Raw genomic sequence first — 24,373 nt, 5'->3', positions numbered from 1 at the left:
CTTACTTGATCACCTGAACCCATTTACCCGAAGCAGTAGCTGTAATGTTGTTGTTGTACATGGCTTCGCACTGTACGGCCGACAGATAATACTTGCCAATATAAGACGCATTCAGCAATACCTTATAGGTTACGGCCTCAAACTCACGCAGGTTGAAATAAGTAAACACACGGTCATCCCTGATGTCACGGTAAGTATACGGAGACGATGCAATGATACTCTCATTGTCGTTCAGCCTCGTGTTGATGATTTCCCAACCTGACGGAAAAATCTGTGTCAGTGCCATCTGTTCATAATAGCCCATCTTACCAGGGTTTTTTATGGTCACCTCCGCATAGAAATCAGTGCCTTGTTTCAGGGTTGAAGGATCAAGTACTTTACCATTCAAAAGTTTATAATTAACATCCATATCGAGCGCATCTGCATTGTTAGGCAGAAAATCATTCTGACCCGCCGAAGGTTGTCCCTGTAGGATGATCCTCGCAAACAAGACCCGGTCGCCGGTATTGCTGACCGATACTGAGGAGCCTTTGAAAGTCAGGTTATTGGTGCTCAGGAACTGTTTGGTATTCACCGATCCTTTCTTTCCGTCGATGGTAAAGTCATATTTCAACGAGTTGCTGCCTGCATTGGCACCACAGAATTTAGCCACCGCAAGAAGACTGTAAGCCGTGGTCTGGGTGCTGTACCATTCATTCTGACCCAGCCTGGTTGCCAGCGGCTGAATCAGCTTTGCTGCATCAGCTTTACGTCCAAGCAGCGTCATGGTTTCCAGGATCATGGCCTGGTCTCTCAGGTCTGAGCCATAGGTACCACCCAATTGCTGATAGGGCTCAATTGTAAAGGTCAGTCCTTTGATGAGGTTATTGGCGGCCTCTGTCTGCCCGGCCAGTTTGTAGGCTGCAGCAAGACGCCATTTGGCACTTACCGAAAGGTACTGGAAACCTCTGAGCCTGTTCATCGCGGCCATCTCCGGTCTTTTAGCCAGCGCCAGCACGTACAGGCGGTAGGACTGCGACAGGTCACCTCCGTAGAAATTGGTACTGTTTGGCGACCAGTTAGCGGCCTTAACCTTGAGGTACCTCAACAGCTCATCGATCATGCCTACAGGCAGGGTGTAACCAGCCTCCTGTGCTTCAACGAGGAAGTGGCCGGCATAGTTGCTGCCCCACTCATCGGAAGAAGGGCTGCCTGGCCAGTAAGCCAAACCTCCGTCGGTAGTCTGGAAGCCCTTTAGCCTGTTGATGCCCGCTTTAACATTCCGTTCCTTATTGGCCTTCTGCTGTTCGGTCATCGGGCTCAGCTTGTCCAGGAACAACTGAGGGAATACGCTGGAAGTCGTCTGTTCAACGCATCCATGGGGATATTGCATCAGGTAGGACAGTCGTTTTTTCAGGTTAACAGGAGGAATGGACGACAGTTCCAGGCTACCTGAGTTGGTACCCGCCATACCCACAGGCTGATAACCTGTAGACCAGTTTTCTCCAGGGTTGACGATGGCCGATAATACATTAGTAACGTAAGGGTTTGGATTTCTGATGTCTAACTCTACATCATAACTCGTCTGCTCTGCGCCACTTTTAGCGATAAGTTTTAATTTGGCAACTCCAGTGATTTCAGGTACGGTAATTTCATAATAAGCCATCTGCTCGCCCGGCTGGTTAAACTGTAGCTGTTGAACCTTGCTGCCCGCCACCTGTAAGTTCGTTGTCTGAAGTTGAAGGGTTACCTTCCTAAGGTTCTTCTCGGTCGCAAAGACCGTTGCAGGTAGCGTAAAACGCTCCCCAGGCCCAATTACCCGCGGCAGTGTTGCGAGCAACATGAGTGGTTTTTTAACCTGTACCGATTTTTCCGCGACACCGTAGGCACCGTCCTGTCCTGCAACCACCATGGCACGTACGGCACCTATATATTGAGGCAACTTGAAGCGGTGGGTTTTACTTTCACCTTTAGCAATCGTAAAAGGCCCCATGTATTTCACCACAGGTACAAACCGATTGGCCTTTGCGGGGTTTAGGTTTTTGTTGATGCTCCCGTCACCACCAATGCTCAGGATCCTTTCCAGGTTGCCGCCCCAGGCACCAAGGACATAGTCAAACAGGTCCCAGGTTTTCACGCCCAGTCCTTCACGTGCATAAAAGATCCCATGTGGGTCAGGAGTTTTAAAGCGCGTCAGGTCCAACAGCCCTTCGTCTACGATGGCGATCGTATAGGTCATGGCCTTGCCATTTTGCTCTGAAACCGTAAGACTGCTTTCAGTTTCCGGTTTGATCTTGTCGGCCATTCTGATGACCGGCTTCAGGATCGTTTGGGGATCTTCAACCAATAGTGGGATGGCACCATACATCCGGATCGGAAGGTCATTCGCGGTCTGTGCGTGCGGTTGCAATAACGTCACATTGGCAAAAACGTTAGGAGCCATGTCCTTTTCTGCTTTGAACTTAACCTGTGTCTGGCCGGCTTCGGTATCGGTCCAGAAGGTTTTCAATACCTTACTTCCATTTTCAATGGAGATCAGCGCACGTCCACCTTTCCCTGAAGGAATGGTCAGAACAATTTCCTCGCCAACCTTAAACTTCGTTTTATTGGCAGTGAAGGAAAGCATGGAAGCTTCCGTTGGGTTGTTCCCCTGCTCACGCTGTGCCCATCCTGGCCAGTCTATGTACACGGATTTACCGGTTACGTGGCCACCATTGCTGCCTCTGACGAGGATCAGGTAACGACCCCATTCTGGCTCGTCGATGCGCAGGTTCCATTTACCTTTACCATTGCTAAGGGCGACATTAGCCTTTTTGATGAGCTTGTTATAGGAATTCTGGGTAAAATTGGCCAGGTAGCTTTCATTGTCCTGTTCCCACCACCAGCGCCACTGTACTTTATAAAGTTCCACTTCCACCGTTTTGTATCCTTTGAGTAAGGCTCCATTGCGGTCAACATTAACGATATCTATTTCATGGTCCTTGCCGGTCACCAGCATCCCACTTAACTTGTCTCCTTCGGGTGTCTTTACACCGTAATAGTTGTCATAAACATGATAGGGAATACTGAAATTATCGATGCTGAAGTTACCACCTGCCTCAAAAACTTTGGTAGTAAAGTTTGCCCTAAGCATACCCGGTGCACTGTTGTTTTCATTGAGGTTGGTATTTACCACAGCTGTGCCGTTTTCGTTTAGCGTGCCTTCGAAGATCGTTTTCACCTGCGATTCAAATGAAACGGTAGGATTATCAAACTGATAACCACTGAAACCTTTAAACGTGGTCTCCATTGTATTCAGGTTGACGTCTACTTTGGCCTTTAAGTGTTTCCCCGGCGCTCCGAACAACCAGTTCGCAGCTAGGGAAGCTGTGGAGCTGGCACCGATGCCAAGGTATGGCCTGTTACCGATGTCGAAGTTGATTTTCAGCCTGTTGGGCATCACCGTTTCGATTTTGATCGTCTTGGAGAATGTCGAGCCACCGGCTTTTACTTTCGCCAGCCAGTTTCCTGTAGGTGCCGTGGACTCTGTAGCGGTACGGAAGGCATAAAAACCATTCAGCGGTTTACCATTGATGGTTCTTTTTACCAGCTGGCCCTGTGGGTTGTATAATTCAAAGGTCACTGGGTAAGCACCAGGAAGTTTTTTGAGTTTGTCCTCAAGGATGAATGACAGGAATACAGAATCTCCGGGACGCCATACGCCACGTTCCCCATAGATGAAACCTTTAAGTCCATTTTGTACCACATCTCCACCCACATCAAAGCGGCTTAGCGGGAGTGAGCTTCCATCGTCAAGCTTAAGGTAACCACGTTCGTCACCGTGTTTTGCAATGAGCAGGAAAGGTTTTCTTTTAAGATCGAATGCAGCCATGCCATCTCCATCTGTCTGAATCGTATGGATCACCTGACGCTGGTAGTCCAGGAGCTCGAGGGTGACGCCACTCATGGTCTTGGCCGTAAGCAGGTCAGTAGCGATGATCAGCATGCTGTTATCGTTGCCACGTTTCGCAATCAGCCCGATGTTCGAGGCGATCAGGTTTCTGCTTGCCCATTTGTCGTTGGTATAATAGGATGGAGTGCAGGGGTTATCACGGTCCGACCAGCTGTAGCGCTCCGGATAGTAGCTGTTGTAACGCTCCCAGAAGTCATCATCCTCATCAATTTTTTCTCCGTAACCATAATATTCACCGTCCGACTCAGCAGCATCATCTTGTATTTCTGCACATTTAAATGCATTATATTCCTGCCTGAAACCAATTGTCACACGGTACATGGCACCGGGTTCAGTTTTCATGATCTTATCGAGATCCAGGGTAAAACGGTGTTTTTTATGCAGGTCCAGCGAACGGTCTTCGTCAAGACGGATAGTCTTCTGCAGCACTGGTTTTCCAACGCGGCGAAGTTCAGACCCATCCCGGTAGCCGTTGGTCTGGAAAAACTGAGGGATGTTGTTTTCATATACCTTGATGATGGTCACATCTACCGCCTTCAGGTTTACTGCCTCAAAAGGCAGTACCAATTTGCCGGAGTTCGGAATGATGGACCCACTGCCGGCGATGGTTACCGATGGGTTTTTATTCTCAAAGACCACATTAGCCGTTTTACCGGTCTGAAGGACTTTGCTATTGATATTTTCAATGCCCTCATTGACCGTCAATGTGTAATTACCTTCAAGCGGTGTTGGTGCATATATTTTCACCTGACTTCCGTCAATGGTAAACCGGAGGTCTGTCAGCTCCCCAAGGCTGAGTAAGCCATTCAGGTCCTGAGCCACATTGACGGGTTCAGAAAATTGCACCAAAGCATAATCTTCGAGATCCTGTACTGCTCTGATGTCTAAAATCTTGAATACGCCGACTGCAGGGACCTGCAATGTTTCCTCACCTTTATTGTCGGCATTTATGGATTTACCGGACCAGTTAAGTTTCAGCATTTTTTCTGATTTCCCTTTGCGGATGCTATCAATAGTAAAGGAAGAGCTGTTTTTTGCAGGGTTGTGCTGCCATTTAACTTTTAAGTTCTGGTCGAAATCTATCTTTAAAGACTGCTCGATCTGCTTGCCTTCTTCAGCATCAGAAGTGGTCACCTCGCCACTGACCTTCATGAAATCCAAGGACGTGTTATTTTGTGACACCAGGCCGTTCTGAGTGAGCAGCATGCCCGGGTTAATTACCTTGAAGCTAAACTCAAACTCCTTTTGTGCTTCTTCAGTTTCTGTTACTTTCTGAAGGTTAAAAGTCGCTTCGTAGGTTTCGCCAGGCTCCATGTTTTCGTCCGGACGGAACTCAACAGTCTGGGCATCGATCCAGTAGCTTTTACCCTTAATAGAAGGGGAGAAGCTGAACAGGTCCCGGTTGTCCGGCACACCGATGTCGCTCATTGTTTTCACCTGATTGGTGAGGTGCACCCTGATCAGGCTCTTTTTGGAGATCGTACCTGAGGTGTAGGATTCGATATATTTTGAATAAGCCTGGTTGTAATCGTCAGGCCTTTTTTTCTTGAAAAGAAAGACTGCCGATACGCCGAGAACGAGAAGGATAAAGATGGCCGCAATGATGCCAGTTTTATTCTTTTGAATAAACAGAGAAGGGTTAAATTTCATGCACGTTTTTTATAGTAAATAGATGTGTACGAAAAATAGGTAAAAATGTCCGGAAGTCAAACAGTTTTCTCCAAAGTCAGATTTCCGGCTATCGAAAAAGATATCGGCATTATAATTTTGATTAAACGGTTTTTGTTAAGAGATCAGAACAGCGCTGGAAATGCTGTAATTATAGCCTGATTTTTATTTGATCATCACGCCAGGCATGTTGACAAGAGGAATACGAATGAGGTTTTCATCCACAATACTTTCCGGAAGAAAGATGAACTTTTTATCATAAATGACCCCGTCAATGTAATAACTGAGCCAGTACTCATTGGTTAGGCCAAACACTTCCGGGTCTATTGCTTCTATCGCTGAGCAGGACGCCGCGTTGATGTCGCCAAGAAAATGCCTGAGCACGGATGTTTTCACCTGCTTGCCATCTTTTTCACCGTAACCTTTGGAGCTGATCAGTACGTTATTGATCAGTTGATTTTTAAGGTTAACAAGATACACGGTCCAGTTTTTAACACCTGGACTTTCACTGATGAGCACGACGGCGATGGCTACATCTTCCACTATGTTTTCAGGGAGGTCTTTTTTCATATCTTAATATCCTTAAAAATCAGACTGTGTCTATTTTTTCTTTGCTGCAGGTTTTTTCTTCGCTGTTGTACTGCTTTTTGCTGCTGCCTTTTTCTTTGTTTTAGGCTCAAATGCATTTGGCACCTGCTCTATAATTAATTTTTTCACATCCTCCAGGCTGATGACAGCAAGCTCTTCCTGGCTATATTTTTCATTTGTTGCAGGATTTTTCCCGAGCTTCAGCATGTCTTTACCGAAACGTATAAAGGCACCCCAACGTCCGTTTTCAATGGCAATCTTTTCTGCAGTCCATTGCTGTATGAAGCGGTTGGCTTCTTTCTCCACTTTTTTAGTGATCAGTTCTTTGATGTCATTGGCTGAAAGGTAATCAAAGTTATACGCTTTAGGTACGTTGATGAACAGGTCATTCCATTTGATAAACGGCCCGAAACGGCCTTTACCTTTGGTAACTGGCAACCCTTCATACTCTGCAACCGGCGCATCGGCTTCCATCTTCTCAGCGATAATGGCAATGGCACGGTCCCTGTCGACAGACAGAGGGTCTTCGTTTTTAGGAATAGAAATATAACTGTCGCCCCATTTAACATAAGGACCAAAGCGTCCTACACCTACAGAAACCTCTTTACCTTCATAATCTTCCAATTGGAAGGGTAGTTTGAACTGTTCCAGCGCACTTTCAAGCGTTACTGTCGCCACAGATTGTGATTTTGCAAGGCTGGCATAGCGCGGTTTCTCCTCGTCATCATTTTCGCCGATCTGCACCAGTGGGCCAAACTTACCGACTTTAGTGTAAACGTTCTTACCCGATACAGGATCTACTCCAAGGAGTCGTTCGCCGTTTGCACGTTCTGCATTTTCCAGCGTAGTTTCTACCTCCACGTGGAAAGGTGTATAGAAGGAGTGGAGCATCTTCGTCCATTCCTGAAGCCCTTGTGCAATTTCATCAAATTCCTTCTCTACGTTCGCAGTAAAGTTAAAATCGACAATGCCTTTGAAATGTTCAACAAGGAAGTCATTGACCACCTCACCAATGTCTGTAGGGAAGAGCTTGGATTTTTCTGCCCCTGTAATTTCTGTTTTTATCTGTTTGGTCACAACACCATTGGCAAGTACAATCGCACCAAAGGAACGCTGACGACCGTCGCGGTCTTCTTTCACCACATAACCACGGTTCTGAATAGTGGAAATCGTCGGCGCATAAGTTGAGGGGCGGCCAATTCCCAGTTCTTCCAGTTTCTTCACCAAACTGGCTTCGGTATATCTTGCTGGAGGGCGTGAGAAACGCTCTGTAGCATTCATTTCTCTCAGGAAAAGCTCCTGTCCCTTACTTAACGGAGGTAACATGTTGTTGCCTGAAGCATCATCGGTTTCCTCTTCATCACTGGATTCAAGGTATACTTTCAGGAAGCCATCAAATTTGAGTACTTCTCCTTCAGCCACAAGATGCTCCGGACGCGTACTGATGGCAACCTGTGCCGTTGTTCTTTCAAACTGTGCCTCACTCATCTGGGAAGCAATGGAACGTTTCCAGATCAGCTCGTACAGACGCTGCTCAGCGCTGTCACCAGGGATAGTATGGTGGTTGAAATAGGTAGGGCGGATGGCCTCGTGTGCCTCCTGCGCTCCCGCAGATTTCGTTTTATAAGTCCTGATCTGGTGGTATTTATCACCATAAGCAGTTTTGATTTCTGATGCTGCTGCCGACAAAGCGGTCTCTGACAGGTTGACGGAGTCGGTACGCATATAAGTAATACGTCCGCTTTCATACAAGCGTTGTGCCACCTGCATGGTCCGTGACACGGAGTAGCCCAGCTTACGTGAGGCCTCCTGTTGTAAGGTAGAAGTCGTAAATGGAGGAGCAGGGTTCCTTTTCGCTGGTCTGGTTTCCAGTGCATCAACGCTGAATCCTGCTTTGATACAGTCATTCAGAAATTTTTCTGCGTCTGCTTCCTGCTCAAAACGCTGGGGCAACTCTGCCTTTACTGTTTCTTTACCATTTCCGGTAGAAAACTGTGCAACCACTTTATATGCCGCCGACGCGTTGAACTTATTTACTTCTCGTTCACGGTCAACAATCAGGCGCACTGCGACAGACTGTACACGTCCTGCAGAAAGTGAAGGTTTGATCTTCTTCCACAAGACAGGAGAAAGCTCAAAGCCTACCAGACGATCGAGTACACGGCGTGCCTGCTGCGCATTCACAAGGTTATAATCGATGGTGCGCGGTGTTTCTATAGCTTTCAATATAGCCGGCTTCGTGATCTCATGAAAGACAATTCTCTTTGTTTTGTTTTCCTTGAGACCCAGGGTCTCATATAAATGCCATGAGATGGCTTCTCCCTCGCGGTCCTCATCGGACGCGAGCCATACCATCTCTGCTTCTTTTGCTAATTTCTTAAGTTCTGCTACCACCTGCTTTTTATCTGCCGGCACTTCGTAGGTCTGGGCAAAATTGTTGGCTATGTCAATAGCCATGTCTCCCTTTACCAAATCACGAATATGTCCGTAACTTGATTTAACAAGGAAATCTTTACCTAAATACCCTTCAATGGTCTTAGCTTTTGCGGGTGACTCAACTATTAATAAATTCTTCGCCATTCAGAACGTTTTTCTGCAAATAAAGCTATAAATAAGGCGAAATTCAAAATACCTGCTGTTTTTTATATGGAAATAATTTTGAAAAGCCGGGTTTAATGTGCTGCAAAACACCATATAAGTCCCTAAATGAAGAGTTATTAACAATTGGACTCTTAAAATATCCACATGCGGTTTGGTGCCATAATGGTGACAATCTTTACCTTTTAATTATATACAGGGAATCTATTTCTGCCTACCTTCGTATATTCACATAAAAAAAGATAACTATGAATACATTATTAATTATGCTGAGCCTCTTTTTTACACCGCCGGCTAAAAGCGTATATGATTTTAGCTTCAAGACCATAGACGGTAAGGAGGTTAAACTTTCAAAGTTTAAGGGAAAGAAGATCTTAATCGTAAACACAGCATCGAAATGTGGTTATACGCCACAATATGAAGACCTGGAAAAATTACACCAGCAATATGGCAAAGAAGTGGTGCTGATTGGTTTTCCTGCAGGGAATTTCGGCGGACAGGAGCTGGCTACCAATTCTGAAATCCAGGATTTCTGTAAAAAGAACTTTGGTGTTACCTTTTTATTGAGCGAAAAGGTAAGTGTGAAGGGTGATGACATCAATCCTTTGTTTAAATACCTTACCTCAGCAGAAAACCCTGATTTTAAAGGTGACATCAACTGGAACTTTGAGAAATTCCTGATCAACGAAAAAGGCCAGCTGGTACATCGTTTCCGTTCAAAAGTGACACCAATGAGCGCTGAGCTGACAAAAAATCTTTAAGGAACTCAGTAACCACCTGCGTTTATTTCCGTTGGAACATATTTTTGCAGGCGAATCAGAAAAGGATTTATCTTGATTTACGATAAATCCTTTTCTGCAGTAAATGAAGAAATAATCTCGGCATTTGATCGCCCCTTGTTCGGGTCTTGTTCGCTACTGACAAGGTGTTGACAAGGTGTTGACAAGGTATTCACAAGGTGTTCAGATAGCTCGTGTAAGGTATAGGGCTATACAAAAACCATAAAAAAGCCTGCTGAATATGCCTCAAAGGGCGAGGAGTACCTTGTCAACCTCCATACTTTTCCCCCAAAAAGACTGTTTTCTATTTCTTAAAAAGATATCTGCGAGGATTTTCATTTGGCAATTACCTGACTGAATGATTAGTTTCAACGAAAAGATAGGATTGATTTTCTATCTACCTTTGGAAGTTTTTTTAATCAGGATTTCTCTTTTTTTTAATGTTAAGCTGGCACAGATCGCTTAACTTTGCAGGATAATGATGTGTAACAAAACGATTCGTAATACTTCGTCCCTAATCGTCTTTCTGCCGCTACTCTTTCTGACCTCATGCCAGAGCAGTTATCTGCTAACCAGCAGCAGTCGCGCAGAATATCATATAGACAAGGACCAGCAGGAAGATAGCAGCCTGATCAAAAGCTATATGCCCTATAAAGTTCAGGTAGACCAGGAAATGAATGCGGTAATCGGCCATGCGGATGTACTCATGTCGAAAACAGATGTACCCGTGGAGAACCTGCTGAGGAATTTCTTTTCAGATGCCATGTTTCATGAAGCGCTGAAATACGACAAGAACATTGACTTCGCCATGCCCTCGACAAAGGGCGGTCTACGGGTAGACATTCCTGCCGGAGACATCAGGCTGTCAAATATTTTTGAGGTGATGCCCTTTGATAATGAAATGATGGTGTTTGAGCTGGCACCTGCGGATGTAGAAAATCTGCTCAATTTTATTGCCTCCACAGATGGTCAGCCGGTTGCAGGTATCCGGATGCGCATCGTAGATGGAAAACCTGCCGATGTGACCATTCAGGGAAAACCTTATGATCGGAATAAGAACTACAGGATATTAACCTCAGATTACCTGGCACTTGGTGGTGATAATGTACAGAGCTTCAAACACCCCTTATCAACAGAGGTACTCGGAGTGCGCATGCGTGATGCACTCGTCACCTATGTCAAAGAAAACCAGGCTGCAGGAAAAACAATAAACCCCAAACTAGATGGAAGAATTACTAAAGACTAACCGAAGGGATTTCCTGAGAACAGGTGGGGTGGCTGCTGTTGCCGCCGCTTTGCAGCTCAATCCGCTGGAGGCACTGGCATCGGGTGATCTGCTGAAGCTGACCATCCTTCATACTAATGATGTGCATAGCCGTATAGAGCCCTTTCCAATGGATGGGTCGAAATATGCAGGCCTTGGGGGCACAGCACGCCGTGCAGCATTGATACGTAAAATTCGGGCTGAAGAAAGGAATGTGCTGTTACTGGATGCGGGAGACATCTTCCAGGGCACCCCTTATTTCAATAAATTTGGTGGTGAGCTGGAGATCAAACTGATGGCTGCTATGGGCTATGATGCTGCAACCATGGGAAACCATGATTTTGACAATGGGCTGGAAGGTTTTCATAAACAGCTGCCGCATGCGGACTTTCCCATCATCTGCAGCAATTATGATTTTTCAAACACCTTGCTGAATAAATCCACGGTGCCTTATCAGGTGTTTAAGAAACAAGGTCTTAGGATCGGTATATTCGGCATCGGCATTAAGCTGTCAGGCCTCGTGAGTACAAAAAATTACGGCGATACGGTATTTCTTGATCCAATTAAGACCGCAAATGATACCGCTGCAGTCCTTAAGAATGACCTAAAATGCGATCTTGTCATCTGTTTATCTCACCTTGGCTACAAATATGAATACGACAAGGATTCTGATCAGCGGATGGCTAAAAACACAAGAAACATCGACCTGATCATCGGAGGCCATACGCACACTTTTATGCCTGTTCCTGAGGATGTACAAAATCTGGACGGTAAAATTACCACCATCAACCAGGTCGGATTTGCAGGGATTAATCTGGGTAGGGTAGACTACTACTTTGAACGTTATAAGGGAAAGCGCATCAAAACAGCGGCGCCATACACCATTTCTAACGAACCTGGTTAGCCACTTCTTCTGACCGCAAATCCATATCAATCTGCTTAATCTAAAAATATAGCGATAAAAAAGATGCCTGATTACTTAAGTATCCAGGCATCTTTTTTTAGTCGTTTAATATTATTAGCAAAGAAAGCCACCTCCAAGCAGGTCGTTGCCTTCATAAAACACTGCCGATTGTCCGGGAGCGATCGCCGACACAGCGTGATCAAACACTACACGCATTTTATCTTTTTCCTGAACGATGGTGCTTAAGGTACCTGCATCCTTATAACGGATTTTTGTGATCACATCATCCATTGGATTCAGGATATTTTCGTATTTGATCAGATTCAGATTCCTTACCAATGCTTCTCCACGTTCCAGCTCATCTGCTCTTCCCAACATCACCGTGTTGCTCTCAGGAAGAATTTTAGTGACAAACATCGGTTCTCCAAAAGCAATACCCAGTCCTTTACGCTGTCCGATGGTATAAAAAGGATAACCTTTATGCTGACCAACCACCATACCATCACTGGTAATGAAATTTCCGCCAGCCACGCGTTCCTCCAGATCACCCACCTTATGTCTCAAAAATGAGCGGTAGTCATTGTCTGGCACAAAGCAGATTTCATAACTCTCACTTTTCTTTGCGAGCTCTTCCTGTCCCATATCCAGGGCCATCTGACGGATTTCAGACTTAGCGAACGATCCCAAAGGGAACTTCGTACGCGCCAGGTTTTCCTGTGATACACCCCAGAGTACATAAGATTGGTCTTTGTTCTCATCAAGCCCCTTGGAGATCACATGGCGGCCGTTATCGTGCTGCCTGACATTGGCATAGTGTCCTGTAGCGATAAATTCACAGTCCAGCTTGTTGGCACGCTTAAGCAGTGCCTCCCATTTGATGTGCGTATTGCACAACACACAAGGGTTCGGGGTGCGTCCGGCAAGGTATTCATCTACAAAATTGTCGATGACATAATCGCCAAACTCATCCCTGATGTCTAATATATAATGTGGGAAGCCATAATTTACAGCTAATGTACGCGCATCGTTGATGCTGTCCAGACTGCAGCATCCTGTTTCCTTACTGCTGCTGCCTGAAGTTGCATAGTCCCACGTTTTCATGGTTAGTCCAATAACTTCGTAACCCTGCTCATGCAGCATTACTGCAGCAACTGAACTGTCAACCCCGCCACTCATGGCTACCAATATTCTACCGTGTTTACTCATTACAATTTATTCAAATGCAAAAATAACGGTTTTTAATGATACATTACTCATTACGGAGTCAGTTCCTTGTAAAAAGGAGGAGGTAACAAATGGAGGGTTAAACGTTATAGCAGAACAATTAGTCCGTTTTTTTATCAATTATTTCTATCTTAGACACCGTACAAAAAAGATATCAACTCAAAACCATGAAGAAAACCCTGATGCTTTGTCTCCTGTTCCCGAGTATCGTCACCTTTGGGCAGCAGAATTTAGTTAAATATGTAAAGCCGATCATTGGCACCCAGAAAATGGGACATACCTTTCCCGGAGCAACTGTTCCGTTCGGGTCGGTACAACTCAGCCCCGATACTGATACGCTTTCTTATGAGCTGAATGGAAAATATAACGGTGATGTATATAAATACTGTGCGGGGTACAAGTATGAGGATAAAAATATTGTAGGTTTTAGTCATACCCATTTCAGCGGCACGGGCCACTCTGATCTTGGTGATTTTTTAATCATGCCTACCCAGGGTAAACTGCAGATGAACCCAGGGACGGCAGCAGACCCTAAAAGTGGGTTCAGGTCTGTTTATTCGCACGACAATGAGGTGGTGGAAGCTGGTTATTATAAAGTGAAACTGGATGACGACAACATCGTGGCGGAACTGACTGCCAGTAAACGTGTGGGTATGCACCAGTATACTTTCCCTAAGTCCGACCAGTCGCACATCATTCTGGACCTGATGTCGGGCATTTATAACTACGATGATAAAAACGTTTGGACTTATGTGCGTGTGGTGAATGATACCCTGGTTACAGGATACCGCCAGACTAACGGATGGGCGAGAACAAGAACAGTATATTTCGCCATGACTTTCTCTAAACCTTTTAAAGGTTATGGTCAGAAGAACTTCGATAAAAAACAAGTATATGGAGGGTTCTGGCGTAAGTTTGACCAGAACAATAACTTCCCTGAGATTGCCGGTAAACGCATCCGCATGCACTTTGACTTTGCTACTACCGAAAATGAAAAAGTGAAGATTAAGTTTGCGATTTCACCGGTGAGTCAGGATAACGCACTGGAGAACCTGAGGTCTGAAACTCCAGGCTGGGATTTTGAAAAAGTGAAAGCGCAGGCCCAGGCGGAATGGAATAAAGAATTGAACAAAATCAATATTGGTGCTTCAGAAGATGATAAGGTAAATTTTTACACCTCTATGTATCATGCATTCATCAATCCGACAACCTATGGAGATGTAAACGGACAATATAAAGGACTGGACCAGAATGTACATACTGCTGATGGCTTCACCAATTACACCACCTTCTCACTTTGGGATACTTACAGAGCGCTGCATCCTTTTTTCAACATTGTGCAGCCTTCGAGGAACAATGACATGGTAAAATCCATGATGGCACATTACGACCAGAGTGCACTAAAAATGCTTCCGGTATGGTCGCACTACGCAAATGACAACTGGTGTATGAGCGGTTATCACAGTGTTTCGGTGGTTGCAGATGCGATCATTAAAGGAGTTTATAACGGTGATCCGGAGAAAGCACTGGAAGCTTGTATCGTAACTTCAAATCACCGTGACTACGAGGGAATAGGTAAATATATTGACTTAGGATACATTCCGGCGGAACTAAGCGGTACTTCGGTATCAAACGTGCTGGAATATGCGTATGACGACTGGGCAATTGCACAGATTGCTAAGAAACTCAACAAAACATCAGTTTATGAGGAATATACCAAACGCTCGCAGAATTGGAAGAATGTGTATGACGAACGTATTGGTTTCATGCGCCCAAAGATGGCCGATGGTACATTTAAGAAGGATTTTGACACCAAGAGCACTCATGGACAGGGCTTTATTGAAGGAAATACCTGGAACTACAGTTTCTTCGTTCCCCAGGACCCGAATGCATTGATTGAACTGATGGGTGGAAAAACCAGATTTGCAAAACGTCTGGACACCTTGTTTACCATGCACTTGCCGGATGAGTTCTTTGCCGATACGGAAGACATTACAAGGGAAGGGATAATTGGTGGTTATGTACATGGAAATGAGCCTGCACATCATGTTGCCTACCTCTACAACTGGGCAGGTCAACCCTGGAAAACGCAGGAAAGGGTACGTATGATCCTGAAAATGCAGTATAAGTCTACACCTGATGGCCTTGGTGGAAATGACGATTGCGGCCAGATGAGCGCATGGTATATGTTTTCTTCCCTGGGCTTTTATCCGGTATCTCCGGGATCTGATGAATATTCACTGGGCAGTCCTGCTGTGAAATCGGCTACGCTTAGCCTTGAAGGCGGAAAAACCTTCCAGGTAGAAGCCATCAACCAAAGTGCCAAGAATGTATATGTACAAAAAGTATTGCTCAATGGCAGTCCGGTTACCAATCAGACCATCAAACATGCTGATATTGTAAATGGCGGCAAGCTGACTTTCTATATGTCTGCAAAGCCTAAAAAATAAATAAGGAGCGCTTTCCTTAAAGGAATTCGGTAAACAGCTTCGTCTTAAAAAAGAAAGACCCGATCGTAATGATCGGGTCTTTCTTTTTTACTCATTTTATTTTCTTGCAAACGCTGATTTTCGGGAATGGATCATCAGCTCATGGACTTCCGGATCATCGTTGTGGATTGACTTAAAGGCTCAGAAAGGAGATTTTAATCAATGAAAGTAACCTGTGCTAGACAAAGGCAGGAACTGCACTGTCGGGATCATTTCCCTGAATCTGATTTCTCCTGATGTCTGATAATTCCTTAGGCCGGCGGGTAATTTTTTTATTGATGCCAATGGCGCCATTATACAACAACACTCCACCTAGTAGAGTCTCCTGAACACCCAGAAGTGGATGTTTACGAATACACCTGATACCACGTTGCAACATATATACTCCCGCAATAACGGAAACAATCCTTTTCCCAGCGTCGAGCTCGTCTGTTTCGTATGACTTTAGTAATGAGAGTGCAGCCATACTGCCAATCTTATTTTTTATTGTTTTAAACATAACTGATCCTTTCTAATCTTATCAAATGAACATAGCGGTTTGTCTTTTGTTTGAAAATTCTCAAAGTCACTTAGACACAATTAGTTAAATAGTCAGTCTCTCCAGTACGGTTTTAATTGCTTTATCAACGATCTCATTGGGGTTGCTGCTGAACTTAAATTCAACCCTACTGGCCAATATCGCATTTACAGACAGTGCTTTATGTCCAAGCAGCTTCGCCAGGGCATAAATCCCTGCGGTTTCCATCTCCAGGTTAGTAATTCTTTCGTTACCTGAATGAAAGGTGTTCAATAGTTCAATCAATCCGGGGATAGCATTTTTTGCACGTACCTTCCTTCCCTGAGGAGCATAGAAACCTGGCGCCGTGACCGTAATTCCCCGCGGCATGCCGGCGCCTATGGTAGTGAGCAGGTCCGGGTCAGCAGATGTAAGGTAAGGCGTTATTTCCTCGTGACCCGCAATATGCATTTTAAAGGCAGCTAACAGTTGTTGTTCTTCAATAGTAGGAGTAGAGTCGTAATACCGCATCAACGCATCGATTCCCAAACCATAGGCAGAGGCCAGAATGGTGCCCATCGGCAAATCGGATTGTATGGTACCTGATGTGCCAATGCGAATGATTGACAACGAACGCAGTTCTCTTCTGACCTGCCTGGTCTCAAAGTTGATATTGGCCAGGGCGTCGAGTTCATTCAACACGATGTCGATGTTGTCAGTACCTATCCCTGTAGAAATAACCGTAATCCGTTTAGAGCCGATGTAACCGGTATGCGTTAAAAATTCTCTTTTTCCTTTTTGAACAGTTATCTGGTCAAAATGCTGGGAAACCGATGATACGCGATCGGGATCTCCAACCGTGATTACTGTGTCTGCAAGATCTTCTGGATGAATGTTAAGGTGATAAATACTGCCGTCGGGATTGATAATCAGGTCGGCTTCAGATAAGGTATGTTCCATAGGTAGGGGAATGATCTTACAAACCTATGAAACACTGTTGATAAATAGAAATCTTGCAAAATTGTTCGTTTGCAATCTTACAGAAACGAAGTGGCATCAAGAACTGAAAAGGTAGGAGAGTTTGATGCCATCAATTTTCTCCAGTTTTCCAAGCACCATGTTCAACATGGACTTCCTTACTTCAAATCGGATGTCGCAGGTGTTGTCAAACTCCTGCGACAGTACAGTGAGTGCTTCTTCCTTAAATACGCGCATGACATCGTTCATTACCATATATTCAAAATGAAGGTTGTAGACATCATTTACCGTACGCTCCGTGATGGTCGCTGCCTGTATGGCCTCCACGGCGGCAGACTTGTAGGCATTGATTAGCCCGGGAACACCAAGTAAAGTTCCACCAAAATACCTGACCACTACGATAAACAGGTTGGTCAGATCTGCAGACAAAAGGGTATTCAGGATAGGTCTACCGGCAGTCCCTGAAGGCTCCCCATCATCCTGCATCCTAAAAATGCTGCGGTCTGGGCTCAACCGATAAGCCCAGCAAAAATGCCTTGCCTTAGGGTGTTCAGCACGAAGATGAGCCAGTATCGGCTTGATTTCTTCTTCTGTACGTAACGGGTAAGCGTAGGCGATAAATCTACTGCCACGGTCTTTGAACAGTCCTTCAGTGGCAGCAACTATGGTCTTATAGGTGTCATCAAAAAGCATGGTAAAAAGATATGGTAATGAGAATGATGGCCGCCAGTGCAAGTGACAGCCCGATGTAATTGAGCTTATTGAATTTTTCCCTAAATATCACGATACCGACCAGACTGCCGAAAATAATGACCCCCATATTCATTGCAGCAAATACAACAGTCGGGCTTTCCGACATCGCGCGATGTGCCTTCATGTAAAAAAGGATATTGCCAAAGTTGAAAAATCCGAGGATGCATCCGCAGATAAAATTGATGAGCTCCAATTTCTGCTTTTTTACCACCGCCATATAAAGAACGCAGATTAGTGAGATGACAAAGGAAATGATAAATATGAGCACTAGGGAACTGGTATAGGGTATCTGTCTGAGCTGTGCCACTTGTTTAAAGAGGATGTCTATAGTACCGAATCCAATGAATACGAGCAACGGGTACAACCAATTCTTACTGGAATCCTGCTGATTTGACTTTTTATACAGGGTAAAAAAAATCGCAACAAAACCTGTTGCAACACCAGCAACTTTCCATACGTTAAAATGCTCCTTAAAGATAAAATACGCCGCAAGGATCGGAATAAATAACGATAGCCGTTGTGCGATGTCTGTCTTGACCATGCCTATATTTCTAACGGATGCGGCCAGCAACCAGAAGACTACAGGAAGCAGGATGCCGAGAAATAAATACAGCGGAGGGGTATCACTCCGGGTCAGCTCAGTTAAAGAAGGACGAAAGAAAAACCATGATAAACCAATGGCGAAGAGATAGTTCCATGTTACAGCTTGAATCACATTCATTTTGTAACGTCTTGCCAGCTTTAATAAAACGGCAACCGTTACACTGCAACAGATACTAATAAAGAGAAATAACATAATTAACGCTCGTTTTTATAAATAGTCAGGGTGTCTGCACCGATTGTCTGGACAGAAGTGATGATCCCGTTGATCTCTGGGGATCTGATGCCATCTGGCCAGGAATGTGCAGAGGTAAACACCCGGGCCTCATCCCATAATCCGCCTGCGATAAACTGGTTGATAATGTTTACCCCTCCGTCAATAATTACAGATTGTATGTCCATCAGGTACAACTGAAACGCAATCTTTTGAGGCAGGTAGTACTGCATGTCCTCCATTTGGATGTAGTGAATGTGACCATCTACGGCCGTTTTAACTTCATTAAATATAATGGTCTTCGCAGCAGCGTCATACAGATGGCGGTCCGCGGGAACTTCAAGACGGCGGTCGATCAGGATACGGACAGGATTTTTGCCTGGCCAATCTCTGGCACTCAGCTGGGGGTTATCAATGATCGCAGTACGTTTTCCGACAAGGGTAGCATCTTCTTCAGTCCTCCATTTATGTACCAGTCTTTTTGATAAGGGACTGCTGATCCATTGCGGGATATCAGTCTTAGGTGCAAAATAGCCGTTAGCAGTATTAGCCCATTTAAGGATAATAAAAGGCCGCTGTTGGCTGATCCTTGTAAAAAAACGGATATTAAGGGCTGTACATTCCTCTTCGAGAATTCCGGAAATAACTTCAATGCCTGCGGCATTAAGCTTTGCAATCCCTTTGCCGTTGACATCAGGAAAGGGATCCCGGTTTCCAATCACGACCTTTTGTAGTTGGTTTTTGATCAGAAGGTCCGCGCAGGGGGGCGTCTTCCCAAAGTGTGCACAAGGTTCCAGACTCACGTAGGCTGTTGCCTGTGCAAGCAGTGCTGCAGCTTGGTCAGGGTATGCCGACCATACTGAATTGATGGCATTAACCTCTGCATGTGCTGCGCCAAATTGCTCGTGGTATCCTTCACCAATAATTTTACCTTCACTGACAATGACACAGCCTACCATAGGATTTGGGCTTACATTTCCCATTCCAAGTGTGGCCAGTTCGAGGCACCTTCGCATATATAATTCGTCGCCCATGAGGGCAAAAGTAAGTTATATTGTTCGATTTCGTTACTTTTGTAACAGATGAATTTAAGGCATTTATTGCAGCACTTTAATGAAATGCTTGCTGATCTTTATGAGGAAGAGGAGGTTACGGCAATCTTCTACGTTTGTATAGAACACGTATCCGGACTGAACCGCATGGATGTCAGGATGAACTGGGAGCGGATTTTATTGGATCAGGAGGAGCAACGGTATTCCGAAATTGCAACAGCGATGACAAAAGGCCGACCGGTTCAACACGTCCTTGGAGAAACCACCTTCTACGGCTTCAGCATTCAGGTTAGTCCCGACGTATTGATTCCCCGGCCGGAAACGGAGGAACTGGTGGATTGGATCTTAACCACATTGAGATCTGATTTTCAGCAAGCCCCCGAAACAGGTCCGCTGCGCGTGATAGACTTTGGAACCGGCAGTGGGTGTATCCCAATCGCGATAAAAAAACACATTGCTGAGGCTGTTGTAGAGGCAGTGGATATTTCTCAAACTGCGTTGAAAGTTGCAAAACATAATGCTCTGATGAACAATGCAGAAATTCGGTTCATACAGGCAGATATGTGCAATTATAAAACTGAACAAAAATATGACCTGATGGTAAGTAACCCTCCATACATCAAGAATTTAGAGCGAATTGAGATGCATAAGAATGTATTAGAACATGAACCCCATCTGGCACTGTTCGTACCCGACGAACGTCCGCTCTTGTTTTACGAAGCCCTGGCCGATCTGGCCGCAAAATCACTGAATGAACAGGGCTATTTATTTTTTGAAATCAATGAACACCTAGCTCAGGAAACAATTGATATGTTAGCTAGTAAATCATTTAAAACCATAGAATTAAGAAAAGATATGCAGGGAAAAGACCGGATGCTGATGACAAGATTATGCTAACTCCTGTTGTGAAATGTAGTGACTACCTCTTTGAGATAATTTCTGTCCAGGTGGGTATAAATCTCCGTTGTTGTTATGCTGGAATGCCCTAGCATTTCCTGGACAGCTCTCAAATCAGCACCGCCTTCAATCAGGTGTGTCGCGAAAGAATGGCGGAAGGTGTGGGGACTGATGTTCTTCTGGATACCGGCATCTTTTGCAAGTCCCTTGATCATATTGAATATCAACATTCTGGTCAACGCAGTACCACGCCTGTTTAAAAACACGAAATCTTCCTGTCCTTTTTTTATCGGAACTTCAATTCTTACTTCATTGATATACATCATAATGTACTTAAGTGCGGCGCTTCCAATTGGGATGATACGCTCTTTGTCACCCTTGCCAACCACCTTTATAAATTCACTATTAATGAATATATTAGAGATCTTCATCTGAATTAGTTCCGAAACACGCAGACCACAGCCATAGAGCACTTCCAACATCGCCCTGCTTCTCAAACCTTCGGCTTTTGAATGGTCTATTGCCTGAATCATTGCGTTGATCTCCTCGATATTTAACGTATCAGGGAGCTTTTTGTTCAACCTTGGTGTTTCCAGTGAACTAGCAGGGTCACTGCTGATGAGTTGCTCAAGTGAAAGGAAAGAAAAGTAGGATTTGATACCTGAAATCACCCTGGCTTGTGTGACAGGAAGCATTCCAAGTTCATTTACCCAGCTAATAAATAATTTTAGATCTGATGTGTTTACTTCCTGAATATCATAGCTTTTACCTGTTGAATCGAAGTATTCAAACAATTTCTTTACGTCACTGATATAGGCTGATATGGAATTGACTGACAATGCCCGCTCCAGTTTCAGGTAGTTCCTGAAGGACAATAGGTGGGGAGGATTTATCACACAAAAATTTTATACTGTAACAATTAAACTTTAAGTTTGAACAGATGAAGATACAAATTATTAATGGCCCAAATTTAAATCTTTTAGGCGTAAGGGAGCCTGGGATTTATGGAAATTTAAGCTTCGACGCATATATTGGCCAGCTGAGGTCAATTTACAGCATCATTGAAATTGATTATTATCAGAGCAATGTAGAGGGTGAGCTCATTAATAAACTTCATGAGGTAGGCTTTACTTACGATGGTATCATCCTGAATGCGGGGGGCTATACACATACATCTGTTGCCATTGCGGATGCCATTGCAGCCATCAATACTCCTGTGATCGAAGTCCACATCTCCAACATCTACGCCAGGGAATCACACCGCCATGTATCCCTGACCGGAAAAAACTGCAGGGGCGTACTCACCGGATTTGGAATGGATGGATACCGCCTGGCAATGGAGAGCTTTCTGAAAGGCTAGAATTGGCAGGGATTTCGTAAGTGTTTACCACTTTAATTCACTAAAGTATTTTAGTTTTCTTCCAAAATAGTCGTAAACGATACTGGAGTTGTATTGTCCGCTCAGGCTGCTGAAGCGACGCTGTACTTTGCCTCTCTTGCGACCATTGACAGTCAGATATTTAAAGAAATGGTAATGGGCTTTACTGATGGCCATTGCAAATACTGTTTTGCCTTGGATCAGGAAATGTATCCAGGCAACAAAATCGATCCAGATCCTGATAAAGATCCTAAACCATGCATCCGTCAAGGGCAGATTTTTCTGCATGATAATCAGATTGTTCCGGAAGTTTAAATAGGTTTTATATGGATTGTTAGCATTGAGGGTCCCGCCGCCAACATGGTAAACTTCCGCATCCGGGCAATACATAATCTTGTAACCCATATTTTTCAGTCGCCAGCAAAGGTCGATCTCTTCCATGTGTGCAAAGAAGTCAGGATCGAGTCCACCAGACAGCCGCCAGCATTCACTTCTGATAAAGAGCGCTGCTCCACTTGCCCAGAAGATCTCCTGTGCATCGTCATATTGTCCATTATCCAGCTCTACGGTATCAAAAAGGCGGCCCCTGCAAAAAGGAAAAGCATGTAAATCCAGGTAACCACCGGCAGCCCCCGCATATTCAAAGCTGGACTTATCTTTCTGCCACTTGATTTTAGGCTGTGCCGCGGCAATTTGAGTATCCGCCTCCATCATTCTGATGACTGGCATGATCCAATCGGGCGGCACCTCCACATCTGAATTGAGCAGGATGTAATAGTCGGCATTCACTTGGTCAAGCAGCTTACGGTAGCCTTCGGCAAAACCAAAGTTCTTTTCGTTCTCTATAATGGTAACCTCCGGATAATTTTCTCTGACGTAGGAGACGGAATCATCTGTCGATGCATTGTCGCCCACAACGATCTGCAAGTTAGGGTAGAGGGATTTCATTACTCCAGGTAAAAATTGCTCCAACAGCGCCTGTCCGTTCCAATTTAAAATTACTACTGCAACACTTGGTTCTGCCATTCTTCGTTATCGGGTTTATTTTTCCACCGCCTATGGCTCCAAAGCCAATATGCGGGGTCTTCTTTAATAATTGATGCTAAAAATTGAAAATGCGTATCGGTAATTTCATGTGTTCCTGTTTTTTTTGGATGAAGGACAATGGGAACACATTCCACTTCATAATAACCTCTTTTGATGACCTTGAGCTTAAAGTAAAAAATAGGCCTGTCTGTCTGTACGGCAATCTTCTCCAGGCCAAGAAGGGCGGCGGTAGGCTGATTCAGGAAATTCATCCAATACCTGGATTCTCCCTTTACAGGACTCTGATCGCTTGCAAAACAAAACATTGTGGGCTCTTTTCGTACACTGCTCAGCACCCTCAGGGTCTGCCGCATCGGCACAAACACATTGCCAAACTTAGTGCGCATGTTATGAAACCACTGATCGAAGATTCTGTTATTCAGTGGTTTGTAGATCACATAACATTTTTCCGAAAGGTGCATACCTAATGCCATCATGCCCCATTCCCAATTGCCGTAGTGGCCGGTGCAAGCCAGAATGCTTTCTCCCTTTCTAAAATACTTTTCTATCTGTTCGAGGTTTTTAAACTTGAACCTCCGTTCCAGTTCCGATCGGGAGATGGAATGCATCTTGATAGTTTCAAAGGTCAGATCAGCAAAAAATCTGAAAAATTGCTTCTCAATCTTACGAAGTTCTTCCGGAGATTTTTCAGGAAATGAACGTTGAAGGTTTTCCCGCACAATCTTTTTTCGATAACCCACGAGATAATAAACGACATAGTAGGAAAGGTCCGCCAGAACGTAAAGCAATGCAGTTGGGAACAGTGATAAAAAGCTCAAAAAAAACACTCCTATATACGAAAAGCCTTTTTTTATCATTATTTTGGCGGATTAAGAATGCAAACATAAATTATCAGATGCAAAGTTTAGCTATATTCCCACTTTTTTATCTTCCTCCCGTCAGCTATTTTACAGAAATCAAGAAGGCAGATTATCATTTTATGATAGAAAAAGAGGAACATTTCCCGAAACAGACCTTCCGCAACCGGGCCACAATATGTTCCCCAAATGGAAGCCTGGACCTCATCGTTCCGGTAATCCGGGGAGCCAAAGTGCATACCAAGATAAAAGACGTAAAGATCAGCTATGATTTCAAATGGCAGCGCCTGCACTGGAAGAGCCTGGAGAGCTGTTACCGCAATTCTGCCTATTTCGAGTATTATGAGGATGAGTTTGCCAGATTTTACACCCAAAAGTTTGAATATCTGTTCGACTATAACCAGGAGCTTAACGACTGGTTATTCAAACAGTTAAAGATTAGCAAGTCAACAGCAGTATCTGACGAATACATTAAGGAATGGCCGGAGCAGCTGGATTTTCGCGCCAGAACACTGTTCAAACAACAGGAGGGAGACTTTAAGCCATATTTCCAGGTTTTTGAAGACCGCCAGGGTTTTAAGCCTAACTTAAGTATCGTGGATTTGTTATTCAACCAGGGGCCGCAGTCCAAATCTTATTTTTGACAGTTCGGTTCC

Annotated in this window: 19 protein-coding genes; 7 read left to right on the top strand and 12 right to left on the bottom strand. The window is 44.5% G+C overall.

The genetic code is table 11. The features are described 5' to 3' along the window. Position 1: 1 nt before the first annotated feature. The 3 genes from PBAL39_RS04040 to topA form a co-directional block, all read right to left on the bottom strand. Positions 2-5,581, bottom strand: a complete 5,580-nt coding sequence (locus PBAL39_RS04040) for an alpha-2-macroglobulin (protein ID WP_008238578.1) — start codon at positions 5,579-5,581, stop codon at positions 2-4. Positions 5,582-5,764: 183 nt separating this feature from the next. Beyond that, entirely contained in the window at positions 5,765-6,169 is a 405-nt protein-coding gene (locus tag PBAL39_RS04035) for a hypothetical protein (RefSeq protein WP_008238577.1), read from the bottom strand. A gap of 30 nt (positions 6,170-6,199) precedes the next feature. Next, the gene (gene topA, locus PBAL39_RS04030; RefSeq protein WP_008238576.1) at positions 6,200-8,767 is read right to left on the bottom strand and encodes a type I DNA topoisomerase; all 2,568 of its coding nucleotides are present in this window, start codon (positions 8,765-8,767) and stop codon (positions 6,200-6,202) included. A gap of 266 nt (positions 8,768-9,033) precedes the next feature. On the opposite strand from topA, the gene PBAL39_RS04025 reads away from it, so the two are divergent. The 3 genes from PBAL39_RS04025 to PBAL39_RS04015 all read left to right on the top strand — a co-directional run bounded on the left by PBAL39_RS04025 (position 9,034) and on the right by PBAL39_RS04015 (position 11,732). Next, a complete protein-coding gene (locus PBAL39_RS04025; RefSeq protein ID WP_039866035.1) occupies positions 9,034-9,546 on the top strand; it encodes a glutathione peroxidase in 513 nt (170 codons plus the stop codon). Positions 9,547-10,042: 496 nt separating this feature from the next. Continuing rightward, positions 10,043-10,810, top strand: a complete 768-nt coding sequence (locus PBAL39_RS04020) for a 5'-nucleotidase C-terminal domain-containing protein (protein WP_157273885.1) — start codon at positions 10,043-10,045, stop codon at positions 10,808-10,810. Further along, a complete protein-coding gene (locus tag PBAL39_RS04015; protein WP_008238565.1) occupies positions 10,788-11,732 on the top strand; it encodes a bifunctional UDP-sugar hydrolase/5'-nucleotidase in 945 nt (314 codons plus the stop codon). Before PBAL39_RS04020 ends, PBAL39_RS04015 begins: the two co-directional genes overlap by 23 nt. 114 nt (positions 11,733-11,846) lie before the next feature. Here PBAL39_RS04015 and mnmA read toward each other — a convergent pair whose 3' ends face one another. Then, on the bottom strand, positions 11,847-12,938 hold the full coding sequence (gene mnmA, locus PBAL39_RS04010; RefSeq protein WP_039866034.1) for a tRNA 2-thiouridine(34) synthase MnmA: 1,092 nt from the start codon (positions 12,936-12,938) through the stop codon (positions 11,847-11,849). 185 nt (positions 12,939-13,123) lie between these two features. Between mnmA and PBAL39_RS04005 the strand changes: the two genes are divergently transcribed. After that, positions 13,124-15,406, top strand: a complete 2,283-nt coding sequence (locus PBAL39_RS04005) for a GH92 family glycosyl hydrolase (protein WP_008238563.1) — start codon at positions 13,124-13,126, stop codon at positions 15,404-15,406. A 217-nt stretch (positions 15,407-15,623) separates the two neighbouring features. On the opposite strand, the gene PBAL39_RS04000 is transcribed toward PBAL39_RS04005, so the two are convergent. The 5 genes from PBAL39_RS04000 to ribD form a co-directional block, all read right to left on the bottom strand. After that, positions 15,624-15,944 carry a hypothetical protein gene (locus tag PBAL39_RS04000; protein ID WP_008238562.1) on the bottom strand — a complete coding sequence of 107 codons (321 nt, stop codon included), beginning with the start codon at positions 15,942-15,944 and terminating at the stop codon, positions 15,624-15,626. Between the two features lie 84 nt (positions 15,945-16,028). Beyond that, on the bottom strand, positions 16,029-16,901 hold the full coding sequence (locus PBAL39_RS03995; RefSeq protein ID WP_008238561.1) for a nucleoside phosphorylase: 873 nt from the start codon (positions 16,899-16,901) through the stop codon (positions 16,029-16,031). A gap of 96 nt (positions 16,902-16,997) precedes the next feature. After that, positions 16,998-17,612 carry a YigZ family protein gene (locus tag PBAL39_RS03990; protein ID WP_008238560.1) on the bottom strand — a complete coding sequence of 205 codons (615 nt, stop codon included), beginning with the start codon at positions 17,610-17,612 and terminating at the stop codon, positions 16,998-17,000. Beyond that, positions 17,602-18,468, bottom strand: a complete 867-nt coding sequence (locus PBAL39_RS03985; RefSeq protein ID WP_039866033.1) for a DMT family transporter — start codon at positions 18,466-18,468, stop codon at positions 17,602-17,604. Before PBAL39_RS03985 ends, PBAL39_RS03990 begins: the two co-directional genes overlap by 11 nt. Positions 18,469-18,470: 2 nt before the next feature. Continuing rightward, positions 18,471-19,520, bottom strand: coding sequence for a bifunctional diaminohydroxyphosphoribosylaminopyrimidine deaminase/5-amino-6-(5-phosphoribosylamino)uracil reductase RibD (gene ribD, locus PBAL39_RS03980; protein WP_039866032.1), 1,050 nt, complete (start codon positions 19,518-19,520; stop codon positions 18,471-18,473). A gap of 48 nt (positions 19,521-19,568) precedes the next feature. Between ribD and prmC the strand changes: the two genes are divergently transcribed. Then, on the top strand, positions 19,569-20,435 hold the full coding sequence (gene prmC, locus PBAL39_RS03975) for a peptide chain release factor N(5)-glutamine methyltransferase (RefSeq protein WP_008238557.1): 867 nt from the start codon (positions 19,569-19,571) through the stop codon (positions 20,433-20,435). Here prmC and xerD read toward each other — a convergent pair. Further along, the gene (gene xerD, locus PBAL39_RS03970; RefSeq protein ID WP_039866031.1) at positions 20,432-21,331 is read right to left on the bottom strand and encodes a site-specific tyrosine recombinase XerD; all 900 of its coding nucleotides are present in this window, start codon (positions 21,329-21,331) and stop codon (positions 20,432-20,434) included. The two genes, prmC and xerD, sit on opposite strands and share 4 nt — an antisense overlap. A gap of 44 nt (positions 21,332-21,375) precedes the next feature. On the opposite strand from xerD, the gene aroQ reads away from it, so the two are divergent. After that, positions 21,376-21,795, top strand: a complete 420-nt coding sequence (aroQ, locus tag PBAL39_RS03965; RefSeq protein WP_008238553.1) for a type II 3-dehydroquinate dehydratase — start codon at positions 21,376-21,378, stop codon at positions 21,793-21,795. Positions 21,796-21,819: 24 nt separating this feature from the next. On the opposite strand, the gene PBAL39_RS03960 is transcribed toward aroQ, so the two are convergent. Next, positions 21,820-22,839: a glycosyltransferase family 2 protein gene (locus tag PBAL39_RS03960; RefSeq protein ID WP_008238551.1), complete on the bottom strand. Its 1,020-nt coding sequence runs from the start codon at positions 22,837-22,839 to the stop codon at positions 21,820-21,822. Beyond that, complete coding sequence (locus PBAL39_RS03955; protein ID WP_232282893.1) at positions 22,815-23,687, bottom strand: lysophospholipid acyltransferase family protein; 873 nt, start codon at positions 23,685-23,687, stop codon at positions 22,815-22,817. The genes PBAL39_RS03960 and PBAL39_RS03955 overlap by 25 nt, the downstream gene beginning before the upstream one ends. Before the next feature lie 68 nt (positions 23,688-23,755). Here PBAL39_RS03955 and PBAL39_RS03950 point away from each other — a divergent pair, with 68 nt between their 5' ends. Beyond that, entirely contained in the window at positions 23,756-24,361 is a 606-nt protein-coding gene (locus PBAL39_RS03950; protein ID WP_039866029.1) for a WbqC family protein, read from the top strand. Positions 24,362-24,373: the final 12 nt, after the last annotated feature.

This window comes from Pedobacter sp. BAL39 (assembly GCF_000170795.1).
Classification (GTDB): domain Bacteria; phylum Bacteroidota; class Bacteroidia; order Sphingobacteriales; family Sphingobacteriaceae; genus Pedobacter.
Note: the sequence above shows the minus strand (reverse complement) of the source record. Positions and strands in the feature narration are given on the sequence as shown.